13 protein-coding genes are annotated in these 13,164 nt (G+C 68.8%); 3 read left to right on the top strand and 10 right to left on the bottom strand.

Annotation, left to right across the window (positions count from 1 at the left end; all coding sequences use genetic code 11):
• The first annotated feature begins 245 nt into the window (after nt 1-245).
• Complete coding sequence (locus C5E06_RS06350; protein WP_104306354.1) at nt 246-590, top strand: Lsr2 family protein; 345 nt, start codon at nt 246-248, stop codon at nt 588-590.
• Between the two features lie 158 nt (nt 591-748).
• On the opposite strand, the gene C5E06_RS06345 is transcribed toward C5E06_RS06350, so the two are convergent.
• From C5E06_RS06345 to C5E06_RS06310, 8 genes are all read right to left on the bottom strand, one after another.
• Complete coding sequence (locus C5E06_RS06345) at nt 749-1,591, bottom strand: universal stress protein (RefSeq protein ID WP_104306353.1); 843 nt, start codon at nt 1,589-1,591, stop codon at nt 749-751.
• A 31-nt stretch (nt 1,592-1,622) separates the two neighbouring features.
• Nucleotides 1,623-2,795 (bottom strand): hydroxymethylglutaryl-CoA synthase, encoded by a 1,173-nt coding sequence (locus C5E06_RS06340; RefSeq protein WP_104306352.1) that lies wholly within the window; start codon nt 2,793-2,795, stop codon nt 1,623-1,625.
• A gap of 26 nt (nt 2,796-2,821) precedes the next feature.
• Nucleotides 2,822-3,868 carry a hydroxymethylglutaryl-CoA reductase gene (locus C5E06_RS06335; RefSeq protein WP_104240845.1) on the bottom strand — a complete coding sequence of 349 codons (1,047 nt, stop codon included), beginning with the start codon at nt 3,866-3,868 and terminating at the stop codon, nt 2,822-2,824.
• Nucleotides 3,865-4,950 carry a type 2 isopentenyl-diphosphate Delta-isomerase gene (gene fni / locus C5E06_RS06330; protein WP_104306351.1) on the bottom strand — a complete coding sequence of 362 codons (1,086 nt, stop codon included), beginning with the start codon at nt 4,948-4,950 and terminating at the stop codon, nt 3,865-3,867. Before fni ends, C5E06_RS06335 begins: the two co-directional genes overlap by 4 nt.
• Complete coding sequence (locus tag C5E06_RS06325; RefSeq protein ID WP_181062903.1) at nt 4,943-6,031, bottom strand: phosphomevalonate kinase; 1,089 nt, start codon at nt 6,029-6,031, stop codon at nt 4,943-4,945. Before C5E06_RS06325 ends, fni begins: the two co-directional genes overlap by 8 nt.
• Nucleotides 6,028-7,035 carry a diphosphomevalonate decarboxylase gene (gene mvaD / locus C5E06_RS06320; protein ID WP_219819561.1) on the bottom strand — a complete coding sequence of 336 codons (1,008 nt, stop codon included), beginning with the start codon at nt 7,033-7,035 and terminating at the stop codon, nt 6,028-6,030. Before mvaD ends, C5E06_RS06325 begins: the two co-directional genes overlap by 4 nt.
• The gene (gene mvk / locus C5E06_RS06315; protein WP_104306381.1) at nt 7,032-7,979 is read right to left on the bottom strand and encodes a mevalonate kinase; all 948 of its coding nucleotides are present in this window, start codon (nt 7,977-7,979) and stop codon (nt 7,032-7,034) included. Before mvk ends, mvaD begins: the two co-directional genes overlap by 4 nt.
• A gap of 125 nt (nt 7,980-8,104) precedes the next feature.
• On the bottom strand, nt 8,105-8,515 hold the full coding sequence (locus C5E06_RS06310) for a VOC family protein (protein WP_104240842.1): 411 nt from the start codon (nt 8,513-8,515) through the stop codon (nt 8,105-8,107).
• Nucleotides 8,516-8,628: 113 nt separating this feature from the next.
• On the opposite strand from C5E06_RS06310, the gene C5E06_RS06305 reads away from it, so the two are divergent.
• Complete coding sequence (locus tag C5E06_RS06305) at nt 8,629-9,057, top strand: YdeI/OmpD-associated family protein (RefSeq protein ID WP_104306350.1); 429 nt, start codon at nt 8,629-8,631, stop codon at nt 9,055-9,057.
• 33 nt (nt 9,058-9,090) lie between these two features.
• Here the strand turns inward: C5E06_RS06305 and C5E06_RS06300 are convergent, their stop codons facing one another.
• Nucleotides 9,091-9,663: a TetR/AcrR family transcriptional regulator gene (locus C5E06_RS06300; protein ID WP_104306349.1), complete on the bottom strand. Its 573-nt coding sequence runs from the start codon at nt 9,661-9,663 to the stop codon at nt 9,091-9,093.
• Nucleotides 9,664-9,733: 70 nt separating this feature from the next.
• On the opposite strand from C5E06_RS06300, the gene C5E06_RS06295 reads away from it, so the two are divergent.
• Nucleotides 9,734-10,327: an NAD(P)H-dependent oxidoreductase gene (locus C5E06_RS06295; RefSeq protein WP_104306348.1), complete on the top strand. Its 594-nt coding sequence runs from the start codon at nt 9,734-9,736 to the stop codon at nt 10,325-10,327.
• Here the strand turns inward: C5E06_RS06295 and C5E06_RS06290 are convergent.
• Nucleotides 10,291-13,059 carry a rhomboid family intramembrane serine protease gene (locus C5E06_RS06290; protein WP_104306347.1) on the bottom strand — a complete coding sequence of 923 codons (2,769 nt, stop codon included), beginning with the start codon at nt 13,057-13,059 and terminating at the stop codon, nt 10,291-10,293. The two genes, C5E06_RS06295 and C5E06_RS06290, sit on opposite strands and share 37 nt — an antisense overlap.
• Nucleotides 13,060-13,164: the final 105 nt, after the last annotated feature.

Raw genomic sequence — 13,164 nt, 5'->3', positions numbered from 1 at the left:
CCTGCCTGCACCAGTCGCCAGCCCGCTCTGAGGTGCCGTCATTCGCTCCCGAGCGCCCGAGTGGCATTCCGGCGGGCCGCGGGATCGGCAACCGAAATCCCTTCGGCTGTGCGTGACCTCATCGTGTCGTCACCTAGTGTTCGGGGAATTCGGCACCGACTTCGGCCTTCTGGACGAACCTGGATTCAAATCACCGGATAATCATCTAGCATGTATTCGCTCTGCAATAACCGAAGGGGATCCACATGGCTCGGAAAGTCATCTATCAGCTCGTCGACGACATCGACTCGAGTTCACTCGCCGAAGGCGAAGGCGAGACCGTTCAATTCGCCCTCGACGGAACCGACTACGAAATCGATCTCTCGGACGCGAACGCCAAGAAGCTGCGCGACGCCCTCGCTGACTACGTGTCGGCGGCTCGCACGGTAGCAAAGACCCGCAAGAACAAGTCGACGAGTTCCAGCTCCAGCCGCCCGAAGCGCGACCTCGCGGCAATTCGCGCCTGGGCGCGCGCTGAAGGACACAAGATCTCCGACCGAGGCCGCATTCCCGGCTCGATCATCGAGGACTTCGAAGCGGCGAACTCCTAAGCTGCGGGATTGAGCGGCCGCAGGGGCAACCTAGTTCGGACCGCACGCAGAGAAGAGGGCCAGACGGCGAATGCCGTCCGGCCCTCTTTTCGTCACTCACCCGCTGCATTCAAGCTTCTCCCCGTGAAGACGCTCGGGAAACGCGGCAGCGAGACGCCCTACTTGGCGACGATGGTCGGCGTCTCGAGGTGCGCGAGGACCCCGTGGCTCACGGAACCCAGCAGGAGACGAGCGAAGGTGCCGCGTCCACGACTGCCGACGACCACGAGCGACGCCGAATGGGCGGCATCGATGATCGCCATGTCCGGGATGCCCTCCACGACCACCGGCGTGATCTCGAGATCCGGGTAGCGCCCCCGCAGCCCGGCGAGGGCCAGTGAGAGCGTCTCTTCCGCCGAGAGGCGGAGCTCATCGAAGAAGTCACCGGTCACGATGACGCCGCCGCCGTAGACGTTCGGGGCGTGCCAGGCGTGCACCGGGATGAGCGGCTCTCCGCTCAGGCTCGCCTCCTCAGCCGCCACGGCAAGAGCGTGCTCCGAGAGGTCGGAGCCGTCGACCCCGACCACCACCCCGCGCCGGCCCGAGAGATCGACGTCGGGGATCACGGCGACCGGAGATTCGCTGGCTGCGGCCACGCGCACGCTGTGCGTGCCACTCGCACGCCCGGAGGACTCCCCCCGGTTGCTGCCGACCACAAGGAGGCCGGACGTCTTGGACAGCTCCGTGAGGGTCTCGATGATGGCGCCGGTCATGACGGCCGTCTCGACCTCGAGCGCCGCGTCCACGGCAAGCGCCGCCTCCGCGGCCTCCTGGAGGATGCGAGCCGCAGCGCTCTCCGCTTCGATGAGGAGGTCTGGGTTTCCGGCCCCCGCGATCCTCGGATCGACGATGTGCACGAGCTTCAGACGTTTCCGACCGCGAGAGGCTCGCGCGGCCGCCCATCGCGTGGCGACGATTCCAGGCTGGTTTCCGGCGACTCCGACGGTGATGTTCTCGCTCATACCCGAATGCTAACGCCGTCGGCCAGTGGAATCACTGCGTAGAGGTGTACTCCCGCTTGAGATCCGTGAATCCCGCCAGTCGGAATGGGCCGGGCGTCTCGTTGGGGAGCGTGAACTCGCCGAGTCCGCTCGGGTCGCGTCGCTCATGCCACACGAGGTATTCCGCGGCGTCGATGGGGACTCGCGCCTCGAGAACCGCCCGATTCTCCTCGGCACGCAAATGCTGTCGATATCCGGGCTGCACCGTCCCCGCGAAGAACTCCGCGACACTTCCGGAGCCATAGCTGAGGAACCCGATCTTGGCCCCATCGAGCTCCTCATCGCTGTCCAAGAGGCTGAGGAGCGCCAGATAGATCGATGCGGTGTAGGTATTTCCTATGATTCTGTTGTATTTCAGCGTCGACGCGATCTGCGCGTCGAGCACCCCGGCGTCGAGATCGCCACCCGCCGTCTTGATGAGATGACGGTGCGCTTTCGACGCCATCTTGGTGAACGGCTGGTGATAGCAGAAGCGGCTGAATTCGCCGATCGGGAATCCGCCCTGCGCTGCGTAATCGCTCCAGGCGTTCTCGACGGCCTGCAGGTAGGCGCGAATGGAGTACTTTCCATCGACGAGGGCGGTGACGCGCCCATTCGGCCGCCAGAAGTCCATGATGTCGCTCGTGAAGACGCCGGAGCCTGGCTCGATGACCACCAGGTCCGGGTCCGCAGCGACGAGCATCGCGACAGCCCCCGCGCCCTGCGTGGGCTCCCCGCTCGAGCCGAGCTCGTAGCGCGCGACGTCGCTGGCGATGACGAGCACCCGCTGACGGGGATCACGGGCGACCAGGGCGGTGGCGAACTGCAGCGCGGCGGTCGCCGAATAGCAGGCCTGCTTGAGCTCGACGACGCGGCAGGTCGCCGGAAGGTCCAGCAGCTGGTGCACGTACACACCGGCGGCCTTCGACTGGTCGATGCCGGTCTCCGTCGCGAAGAGCACCGTCCTGATGCCCTCGACGCCGTGCCGGTCGATGATCTGCTTGGCCGCGGCCGCACCCATCGTGACGACGTCCTCGTCGGCCGCGGTGATGCTCATCCGCTCCTGGCCGATGCCGATCGTGTACTTCTCGAGTTCGGTCCCGAGCCGCTCGGCGATGACCGAGAGGTCGAGCACGCGTGACCCCGTCGCGAACGCGAGGTCGTGGATGCCGATTGGTGTAGTCATAGTCTTCGATCGTCTCCGAGCGTCGCTCAGTTCGCGGCGCGTTCCAGCTTGATGTGCGAGGCCATGAGCTCGCCTTGGTTCGTCTGGGCGGCCATGAGGGAGAGCTCGCCGCAGAGAACGGTTGCCGCACACAGTACGGCCAGTCTCCGAGCGTTCGCTCCGGGCTCTCGCTCTTCCTTGCAGCCGAGTCGGGCGAGGTTCGCCTCGATGAAGTCGAGGCCCTTGCCGTTTCCGACGCTGCCGACGATCAGATTGGGCAGCGTGCAGGAGAAGTACAGGTCGCCGTCGCGCACCTCCGCATGGGTGATGCCCTGCGAGCCCTCGACGATGTTCGCCGCATCCTGGCCGGTCGCGAGGAAGAACCCGAGGAGCATGTTCGCGTAGTGCGCGTTGCCCGTCCGGAGACCGCCGGCGAGCATCGTGCCGATGAGGTTCTTGCGGACGTTGAGCTGGGCGATCTTCTCAGGGGTCGATCGCAGCCACCGCTCGACGGTGCGGCGCGGGAGCACCAGCTCGGTGACGACGTTCTTGCCCCGGCCCAGGATGCCGTTGACGGCAGTCGCCTTCTTGTCTGAGCAGAAGTTGCCAGAGATGGACTCGTAGCGAAGCTCGGGCCAGCGACGCAGGATGAAGTCCATGAGTCGCTCAGAGGCGAGCGTCACCATGTTGTGGCCGGAAGCATCCCCGGTCGTGAGCTCGAAGCGCAGGAAGAGCAGGTTGCCGGCGATCTGCGCGTGCAGGTCGATGAGGCGCGCGAATCGGCTGCTGGTCGCGACCACCTCCTGCAGCAGGTGCATGTGCGCCTCGATCTCGCGGAGCGCCTTGAGCGCGACGCCGGCGTCGTCTGCCTCGAAGAGCACCGAGCGGCTCATGCGCTCATCGATGAGCGTCGCCTTGATGCCGTCGGGCACCAGCATCGACATCTTGGCACCACGGCCGACCGACGGCCACAGGGGTTGCTCGTAGGTTGCGAGCGGCACGAGCTGCTCACCCTCCATGACGTTGCCGGTCACGCGAACCGGACCGACCCACTTGAGCGGAACTGGTGCGTGGTCGAGGAGCTCGGTGCTCATCGCTGTCCTTTCGATGGGAGGGTGCCCCGCCCGCGTGCACGCGAGACGGTGGCCGGGTCGATGCCGCGGGAGGTGCAGAAGTCGAGGAGGGCGCCGTGGAGGACCAGCTCCTGCTGGCTGAGCGCGCCAGGGGTGACGGCGCCGAGCATCGTCTGGAGCGATGTGAGCTGTTCCTGCCAGGAGCGGATGTGCTCGATGAGCGTCTCGACCCCGTGCTCGACGAGCACCTCGAGGAAGTGCCCGGAGACCCCAACCGCCCGCGCGCCCAGCGCGAGAGCGCGGAGCACGTCGAGGGGCGTGCGCACTCCCCCCGACGCCAGGAGGACCGGCAGAGCGGCAGTGCTCGAGTCAGCCTCGATGAGCGCCTCCGGCGTCGACTGGCCCCAGCCCACGAGGGACGCGTAGTCGCCGAGGCGGCGCCGGGAGTTCTCGATCCTGGCGAAGTCAGTGCCGCCGCGCCCGCTCACATCGGCGTACTGCACGCCGAGCTGGGCCAGCCGCTCCAGGGTGCTCGCGCTGAGTCCGAAGCCGACCTCCTTCACGATGACCGGCACGCTCACGCGCTGCACGATCGACTCGATCGCGGCGGGCCACGCGGCGAAGTCCCGGTCGCCTTCCGGCATGACCGTCTCCTGCACCGAGTTGATGTGGATCTGCAGCGCGTTCGCCTCGAGCAGGTCGACGGCGCGCTGAGCGTCATCCGGCGACACGGTCGCGTTGACGTTCGCCATGACGAAGCCGGTGGGGTTCTCGTCACGGATGACGCGGAAGCTGGCGGCCGTCGATGCGTCCTTGAGGTAGGCGGAGAGCGAGCCAGCGGCCATCGCGATCCCGGTCTCGCGAGCTGCGCGCGCCAGGTCGCCGTTGATGATGCCCGTGCGCTCGCTGCCGCCCGTCATCCCGTTGAGGTAGAACGGCACCGGCCAGCTCGCGCCAGCCACCTGCACGGCCGTCGAGACGGTCGCCCGGTCGACCCCGCCGAGCGCGTGATGGATGAAGCGGACATCGTCGAAGTCGTTCCGGACGATGCCGGAACGCTGCGCGAGTGCCAGGTCGACGTGCTCGTCCTTGCGGTTAGCCATGTTCTCGAACTCCAACTCGACGGTGCGGTACGACGTGCAGATCCAGGACCTCGATGCCGGCGGCGCGCCACGCGGCATCGAGCTCCTCGTTGTGGGCGGGTGCCAGGGCGATGCCGCAGTCTCCGCCACCGGCCCCGGAGGTCTTCGCGGGGATCCCGACCGAGCGTGCTGCCGAGATGAGCGCCGAGAGCGCCTCGGTGCGGATGCCGATGCCGCTCAGCTCGTCCAGCGCCTCGAGGTTGGCCTCGGCGTCGCGGATGGCCGCGAGGGCCAGCTCGCTGCGCTCGGCACGCACGGCGGCGACGAGCGCGGCCGTTATGCGGTCGCTTTCCGTCAGGAAGGCCGCGTACTGCTCGGTCGATCGCCAATCTCCGGCGTGCAGGGTGCTGACGAGCTCGGCGGTCGAAGCCGGCGCCGAGGTCCACCCCACGTGCAGGACGACGGAGCTCGGGGACGGAAGCGCCTCGAGGACGAGTCCGGGCCAGGCCTCGACCAGGCTCGCCTCGACCCCGCTGCGGCGTCGGAGCTCGCGAGCGGCGAGGCGATCCGGTGAGGCATAGTGCACCCACCCGCCGAGTGTGCTCGTCGCGATGTCGGCGCACGATGCGGCGGGGCGCAGCTCGATCGTGGCGAGGCTCGCGAGGCGGTACACCGCGTCGTCGCCGACGTTGATGCCGAAGTGCTCCGCCACGGCGCGGACGGTGACGACGGCGACCGCGCCGCTCGAGCCGAGGCCGAACTTGCGACCGCTGACGTCGTCGAGCTCGCTCTCGATGTCGAGCGCGAAGGGCTGCGGCTCGATGCCACGCTCGTGCGCCAGCTGGACCAGCACTCGGATGCACTCCCGGACGAGGTCCGCCCCGGGGGCATCGATCGAGACGAGGTCGCCGTCGATGTTCACGGGGACCGGCTGCGCGCCGAACTGGTGCGAGCTGACGGTGCTGCCCTCGTCGGCCGAGGCAGCCCGCAGGCTCGCTCGGATGAGTCTCGACACGCCGACGATCACGGCGTGCCTGCCCGGTTCGACGACCGCGTATTCGCCGTTGACGAAGAGCTTGCCCGGTGCCTCGGCGACGATCACCGCACCACTCCGGGGGCGGCGTCTGCCTGTGCGTCGGCGTTCGTGACCGCCACACCCGGACCGGCCGGGGCGATCACGAACTCGGTGCCGGGGGCCGCGGATGCGAGCGCGTCACGCACAGCCGGGGCCTCGGAGGCCCTGCACAGCGTCTTCACGTTCGGCCCGGCGTCCATGGTCGCGTAGGCCTCGAGGCCACCGCGTCGGAGGGCGGCGACGGCATCGAGCAGCGCCATGCTGCCCGCCGTGAGGTAGCGGACCGGGGGCACGGCCCCGAGCATGGCCGCGTGCATGCGGAGGGCGTTTCGCTCGGAGATCTCGCCGACCTCCGTGAAGTCGCCACGGCGGAGCGCATCGCGCATGAGCGCCAGCTCGCCTGGGTTCGTCTCGACCCATGGCGCGTTGTATGGGGAGGTCTCAACGGTCCGGCGCATGGCCTCCCTGCTCGAGATCGACTTCGCCCCCGCGTTGACGATGCCGAGCACCATGGCGGCGTCGATGTGCGCATCGTCGACCGGCTCGGCGTACGAGCTGAGGTCGTCGGTGCCCGCGTTCCAGACGGCGAAGCCGCCGAAGATCGAGCGTGAGGCCGAGCCAGAGCCGCGCCGTGCGAGCCGCGACAGCTCCCTCGGCGACAGGTCGAGGCCGTACGCCGACGATGCTGCCGCTGCGAGCGCGGCGAAGCCGGAGGCGGAGGATGCGAGACCAGCGCCCGTCGGTCCCGCGTTGCTCGTCTCGACCCGCGCTGACCGCACGCTGCCGGCGAGTTCGCCGACGTGGTCCAGGAAGCGCGCGACCTTGGCGGCCGCGGCCTCCGGCATAGCCGTGCCGTCCTGGAGGATCTCGTGGGACTGGCCCTCCCCCAGGAGCGAGACGGTCGTCGTCGTCGGGTAGACCGCGAGCGTCAGCGACAGGCTCGAGGTCTGCGGGATGATGAGCGCCTCATCGCGCTTCCCCCAGTACTTGATGAGCGCGATGTTCGGGTAGGCGACGGCGGTCGCGGTCACAGCGGCGTGCCAGTGCTGGTGACGCTCCAGGTCTGGATCGCACCAGCGCTCTGCAGCGCAGCCGCGACGACCGCTGCGTTTCCCCGATCGACGACGGCGACGATGCACCCGCCGAGCCCGCCTCCCGTGAGCTTCGCGCCGAACGCGCCAGCGCCGGTCGCAGCCTCGACCAGCTCGTCGAGGGCTGGGTGGCTCACGCCGAGACTGGAGAGCAGCACGTGCGCCTCCGACATCCGGGAGCCGAGCGAGCGTGCCTCGTTGGTCTCGAGGTCGGTGATGGCCAGGTCGGAGAGGTCCCCGAGGGCGTCGATGATCGACATCGTGGCGTCGTGGTCGCGTTCGAGCGAGGTGCGCACGTCGTCGACAGCCTGGCGCGTGGATCCGTGCACACCGGTGTCGGCGATCACGAAGCAGGCGTCGAGGGCGACCGGCACGGGCACGGCGCTCGCGTTCTGGAAGCGGATGGGCGACGGGATGGTCGTTGCGAGCGCATCGAGCCCGCTCGGCTTGCCGTGCGCCACCTGCTCGGCCAGCTGGACAAGCGCGAAGTGCTCACCACCGGAGAGCGTCACATTGTGCAGGCGGGAGACGGCGTCGACGATCGCGCCGGCCGCCGCGGCACTCGACCCGAGTCCTCGTCCGAGCGGGATGTTGCCGCGGACCGCGACCGTGAGTCCCGCGAGCTCGCCCCCGATCGCGCGCAGCGTCTCCTCGATGGCCTTCCTCGGAGCCTCCACGATCTCCGGAGCTGCCGCGAGCGGCCCCGTGTAGTGGTCGGACTCGAAGCGCGGCTCAGTGCCCTCGCGCCAGGCGGTCGCTCGCATGCGCATGGCACGCAGCGGAAGCGCGACGGCCGGCTTCCCGTAGACGACGACGTGCTCGCCGAACAGGATGAGCTTGGCGTGCGCGCTTCCGCGCCCAACGGCTCGTCCGATTCGCGGCAACGCAGAAGTGTCGAGAGAAGCAAGCGACGTCACGTCGAAACTCGATGGCACCAGGGTCACTCACCTCGCAGTAGGTCGGCGTCAAGTGTACGGCGCAGCCAGGCCGAACGCATTTCGGGCACTCGTCAGCTTCCCAGGATGTTGACCATCCATGCGACCCCGAAACGGTCGACCAGCATTCCGAAGGTGTCTCCCCACGGCGCCTGCACGAGCGGCTGCTCGATCTCGCCGCCGTCGGCCAGCTTGTCCCAGTATCCGCGAAGCTCCTCGGCGGCGTCGCCGCTGAGCGAGATCTCGACCGTTCGTCCGGGGTTGGGCTCGATGAAGGAGGGCGTGTCGGAGGCCATGATGGTGAACCCGCTGGCAGTCGTCAGCTGGCCGTGCATGATCTTCTCCGACTCGGAGGGGTCCATCGGCATGCCGGAGCCGCCGAACGTGCTGAGCACGAGCTCGCCCCCGAACACCTCCCTGTAGTACTCGAGCGCCTCGCGCGCGTTGTCGAGGAGGTGGATGTACGGGTTGAGGATGACGGCCATGGTCGTCCCTTTCTCTCCTATGGACGACGGGCCTCGTCACACCATCCGATCGTGGCACAGGCCGCCGACATTTCGAGGCATCCCGGCAGGGAATACCGTGAAACAATCTCGGCATGGCATTCACGACGACCATGAGCCTCATGGGGAGGAGCACGGGCATCGAGGTGCCGGTGGAGGTCATCGAGCGGCTCGGCGCAGGAAAGAAGCCGGCCGTCGTCGTGACCGTCAACGGCTACACGTACCGGAGCACTGTCGCGGTCATGGGCGGGCGCTTCCTCATCTCGTTCAGCGCAGAGAAGCGCAAGGAGACGGGCATACAGGGTGGTGACCCGATCACCGTCGTCATCGAGCTCGACACCGAGCCGCGCACCACGGAGGTGCCGGCGGACCTCGCCGAGGCGCTCGACGACGCGGGCGCGCTGGCGCGTTTCGATGCCCTCTCACCGAGCGCCAGGAAGGCCCACGTCACCAAAGTCGAGTCCGCGAAGGCCGACGCGACTCGCGAACGCAGGATCGCCGCCGTCGTCGCGTCGCTGGCATAACTCCTGAGTCACATCCGGGTTCTGCATGACCGCCTAGCGTCGAAGCGACTCGGCGAGCGCTGGCTGGACCTGGGCGAGCGTGAGGTGGCCCGCGATCACGAGGTGGGACAAACCCTGCACGGTTGCCCAGAGCGCCGTGGCACGTGCCTCGATCCTGGCGGCGCTCGCCTCCGGGTCGAGGCCGGCGGCCGCATTCCCGAGCAGCCCCTCGAGCTCCTGGATGAGTGGCGCCATCGTGGCACTTGGCGCCCCCGGGATGCAGACCTCCGGGTCGTAGATGAGCGTGAAGGCGTGTGGATGCTCGACGGCGAACTCGACGTAGGCGACGGTGAGCGCGAGGGCACGCTCCTGTGGGGCGGCCCCGGGAGCATCCGCCGAGCTGACCGCGTGCACGAGGTGCTGCATGCTCACCTCGCCGAGGCGCTTGAAGAGCCCGGCCTTGTCTCCGAAGTGGTGGTACGGCGCGTTGTGGCTGACACCCGCCTCGCGGGCCAGCTCCCGGAGGCTCATCGTGGCGTGCGACTTCTGCGCGAGCAGCTCCATGCCTGCGGCCTCGAGGACCGGGCCGAGGTTGCCGTGGTGGTACGGCGCATCCGATCTTGACATGAGCAACATCATAGCTAAGCTGGCTGTCGTCCCATCTTGACACTGTCCACTTCAAGGCTCTGGAGCCCGAATGCACACCCTCGTCATCGACGGCCACCCCAACCCCGACTCGCTCTGCGCGGCCCTCGCCGCGCGCTATGCCGACGCCCACGGCGACGCTCAGGTCCTCGCAGTCCGCGACCTCGTCTTCGATCAGAATCTCCGACGCGGCTACACCAGGCGCCAGGAGCTCGAACCAGATCTGCAGCAAGCCTGGAGCGCGATCCAGGACGCCGCACGCATCGTGATCGTCACCCCGGTCTGGTGGGGCTCGGTCCCGTCACTCCTGCAGGGGTTCTTCGACCGGCTGCTCCTGCCGCGCATGGCCTACGACGCCTCCGGCCCGCTGCCGAAGGGCCTGCTCAAGGGACGCAGCGCGCGCATCATCCTCACCGCAGACAGCCCAGGCATCTACCTGCGCCTGACCGGCAACACGCCGATCAGGCAGCTCAAGACCCACGTGCTCGGATTCGTCGGCCTCGGGCCCATCGCGGTCACCCGCTACTCCCCCGTCAAGACCTCGACCGAGCGGCGTCGCGAGGAGTGGCTCGCCGACGCGGCCCGGCTCGGCGCGAAGGACGCGAGACGCTACTTACCCGCGCCGAGACCCGCCCTGATGAGCTGACCCGTCGTCGCCGTCGGGAGGTAGGCGCGCGTCAGGCCGATGCCGATGCGCGGGAGGTCGGCCTCGTCGCGGTAGAGCAGGTACATGGGCTCGTATCGCGGATTGAACTTCGTCTTGAAGCTGTGCAGCGAGGAGAAGCCGTAGAGCGGCTCCAGGAGCTCGGAGACCTGGCTCAGCACCTGGTCGAGCGCCGTCGCCTCCGCCTGCCCCGACCCCGCGAGCGGCGCTCCGGAGAGCGAGGCGAAGGCGGCGCCCTCGTCCCGGAAGGCGAGGGCCGACGAGATGATGAGGAACTCCATGACGGGCTTGAAGCCACCGTCACGTCGACGCATGAGGTCGAGCGTCCAGCCGCGGACCGCGCCATCCTGTCCGTACACCGGCAGCCACGACGTGACGCCGTGCACGCTGCCGTCGTCGTCGATCGCGATGCCGAGGCGCACGGCCGGGTCGAGGGCCTCATCGACGCCGCCGAGCGTGAAGCCCATCTCCGGCAGTCCCTTGTCGCCGACCCAGTCCTCCGAGATCGCGCGCACCTGCGCGAGCACAGCCCATGGCTCCTCGGCGAGGGTCGTCATCTTGAAGCGGATGCCCTCGCGCTCTGCACGGTTCACGGCCGAGCGCACCGGCTGCCACGGCTTGCCCTTGAGCTCGAGCCCGGGGAGGTCGATGATCGTGTCCTCCGCGACCTGCACGCGCTGCCAGCTCGCGGGGGCCGCATCCACCGTCGCGCGGGTCGCCGAGAAGAAGGCGGGCGTGTGCCCGGCCAGCTCGGCCCGAGAGGCGAAGTCGTGGATGAGGTCGCTGAGCTCTTCCTTCGGCGCGACCGGGTCGCCGAGCGCGAGGGCGACGCCCGAGTACTCCTGGTAGGCGATGTAGCCGTCCTTCTTCGCACTCAGCAGGTAGTGGTTGCGCGGCCAGAGCGTCATCCACGAGATCGTGCTGCCGCCGACCCTCGGGAGGATCTCGCGAGCCTCCTCGACCGTTCCTCGGCGCTCGCCTGAGAGGGAGTTCTTCGACGGCCGCACGCGGACCGCGAACGAGCGGCGGGCGACGATGAGGAAGACCACGACGAGCACCCAGAGCAGGGAGCCGGCGAAGTTCATGGTGAGGCCCTCGTCGAGGCTGCCGGAGGTCGCGACCACGACGACGATGAGGGCGAGCTCCAGGAGGTTGAAGACGCCGAGCGCCACCGCGACGACCCAGGCGAAGCGCTGGCCCCGCCTGATCCCGTTGGCGACGAGGAGGATGACGACGACGTCGATGGCGACGCCCACCCACGTCTCCGTCTCCGCGTCCGTCTTGCCGAGCGGGCCGTCGAGCGAGAAGAACGCGGCGACGACCTGGGCCGTCCCGAGCGCGATCAGGGCCGTGAACGCGATCAGCCGGTCTTCGCGCGTGCTCGTCGCGAGGCCCGTCTTGCGATGGCGCTGCACGGCGTAGATCGTGAAGATGACGGTGACCGGCAGGAAGTGCTCGATGTCGGCGAGGTCGCCGACGTAGAGGAGGCGCAGGGAGACGAGCGCCCCGAGCGCGAGCCCGAGTCGAAGGCGCCACGGCGGACGCAGCACCCAGACCAGCGCCGCGGTGAGGGCGGCGATGCCGCCGGATGCGCCGACGTCGAGGTCGTCGGCGAGGCGCGTCGCCCACTCCCAGCCGGTCGGGGCGAGCGCCGCGACGATGGCGAGGGTGCCGAGCACCGCGAGGGTCTGGCCGCCGAGGAACACGAGTGCGGTGCGCTTCCAGCCGAAGCGGAACTCGAAGACGCCGCCGACGATGAGCAGCTGCACGATGAGGAGCGCGTAGTGCCAGGCGCCGCCGCCGAGCAGCGATCCGGTGATGGGGGTCCACCACATGCCGGCCTCCAGCGGCGGGATGCCGAAGGCGACATCGCCGTACCAGGGCTGCGCCCGTGAGAGGTGCCACATGGCCCCCGTCGCGATGCCGATGGCGATGATGACGAGCGAGAGCGCGGTCGTGAATGGGGCCCGGCGAGCGAAGGTGACGATCGGGCGCACGGCTGCGGCAAGGGCGTCGCGAGCGGCGGCGTCTCCCGGGGTGGAGTCCTGCGCGTCCTTCGCCGCGGGGATGAGGAGGTCGAGCTCCTGCTCGGTCTCGCTCGTCGCCTCCGCACCCTCTGGTCGGCGCCGGGCTCGATAGACGACGATCGCGACGAGGACGATGACCAGGACCGCGGCGACCGCGAGCGCGGCCCAGCCGAAGGCGTGGATGAGTGCGAGGGCGCTCTTCCCGAGCGCGACGGTGATGGCGGTGACGCCCGTGGCCCAGGCGATACCGCCGAGCGCGTTCGCGAGCAGGAAGCGCCCGTACGGCATGGCCATGGCACCGGCGAGCGGGCCGGCGAAGACTCGGAGGAGCGCGATGAAGCGTCCGAAGAAGACCGCGTACGCACCCCACTTCTGCATGAGACCGACCGCCGCGTTGATGCGCGCGACGCCGAAGTACTTCGGGTACCGCTGCGAGAGGTAGCGCAGCAGGCGTGCGCCCCAGCGCTTGCCGATGTAGTAGCCGATCGAGTCGCCGACGATGGCGCCGACGGCGGCGGCGGCGGCGAGCAGCCAGGGGTCGACACCCGTGCCCGCGACGCTCATGAGCACGGCTGCGATGAGCACGCTCTCGCCCGGGAGGGGCAGGCCGAGGCTCTCGAGCGTGACGATGACCGCCACGAGGAGGACGACAAGAAGTGGGGGGAGCGCTATGAGCCAGTCGAACACGGGTTCAGGCTAGCTGTGAAATGCCCGAGAGACGCGGGATTGTTGCCAAACCGCCGCCAGATGCGCTCCGAACGACCCCCGTGACCAACCCCGGACACAGCGAAT

Source organism: Pseudoclavibacter sp. RFBI5, assembly GCF_002931395.1.
Classification (GTDB): Bacteria; Actinomycetota; Actinomycetes; order Actinomycetales; family Microbacteriaceae; genus Pseudoclavibacter.
The sequence above is the reverse complement of the archived record's forward strand: the minus strand, read 5'-3'. Positions and strand labels throughout refer to the sequence as shown.